Genomic DNA, 1,062 nt, shown 5'->3' on the forward strand with positions numbered 1-1,062 from the left:
GGCGTTGTTGCCCAAATCGATGCAGCTTGAATGGAACTAACTGAGGACTCGGTGATCTGATCACCACCATTCTCTTCAAGTCTGCATCATGGCCACATCGCTTCACCCCATCACCAACTGGCCTAAATACAACAAGTCTTTGATTAACCGTGGTTCACTCACCTTCTGGGTTGATGCTGAGGCCACGAGCAACTGGTTTCACCACGACCATCATGGGCGGCGGGGCCGCAGCCAGCTTTACACTGACCAGACCATCTGTACCTTCCTGATGCTCAAAGGAATTTTCAACCTCACTCTGCGGGCGACTCAGGGACTACTCGACTCCCTGTTCGAGTTGATGAACGTACCACTTTGTGCTCCCGATTACAGTTGTGTCAGCAAGCGGGCCCGCACGGTGACAGTGGCCTATCGGCAGCCCAGCAAGGGGCGCATTACCGACCTGGTTATCGACTCGACTGGCCTGAAGGTGTTTGGTGAAGGCGAGTGGAAGGTCAGAAAACACGGGGCCGAGAAGCGGCGAGTCTGGCGTAAGTTGCACCTGGCGGTAGACCCGGTGACCCACGATATCGTGGCGGCGGAAGTCTCGCTGGAAAATATCCATGATGCCGAGGTGTTGCCGACCTTGCTCAACCCTCTGCGGCGTAAGCTGGGACATGTTTATGCGGATGGCGCCTATGACACCAAGGCTTGCCATCGGCTGATAGCCAGCAAGGGGGCGAGCGCCTGTATCCCGCCCCGCAAGAGCGCGGGGTTATGGAAAAAAGGACACCCAAGAAATGACGCAGTGCTGGTGATGCGCAAGGAAGGGCTGGCGCACTGGAAGAAGATATCGGGGTATCACCGTCGCTCGCTGGCAGAGACGGCGATGTATCGGTTCAAGCAGTTGCTGACGGGGAAAATCAGTCTGCGTAACTACAACGGCCAAGTGGGCGAAGTGATGGCGTATGTGAAGGCAATGAACAAACTAAATACCCTTGGTTTGCCTGTCAGACAGCCCCAAATGTAACAGTCTCTTGGGGCTGGGGAAGTTGTCGCCTGATGGCTGATTTGGGCAACAACGCC

The 1,062-nt window shown here is 55.7% G+C and carries 1 protein-coding gene; it reads left to right on the forward strand.

Annotation, left to right across the window (positions count from 1 at the left end; translation table 11 throughout):
* Positions 1–88 precede the first annotated feature (88 nt).
* The gene (locus BN1132_RS15345) at positions 89–1,006 is read left to right on the forward strand and encodes an IS5 family transposase (protein ID WP_042078638.1); all 918 of its coding nucleotides are present in this window, start codon (positions 89–91) and stop codon (positions 1,004–1,006) included.
* Positions 1,007–1,062: the final 56 nt, after the last annotated feature.

The organism is Aeromonas sanarellii (assembly GCF_000820085.1).
Classification (GTDB): Bacteria; Pseudomonadota; Gammaproteobacteria; order Enterobacterales; family Aeromonadaceae; genus Aeromonas; species Aeromonas sanarellii.

What these genes read in the sequence shown, in the direction of transcription:
- BN1132_RS15345 (WP_042078638.1), top strand. Translation starts at nt 89, where the DNA reads ATGGCCACATCGCTTCACCCCATCACCAACTGGCCTAAATACAACAAG.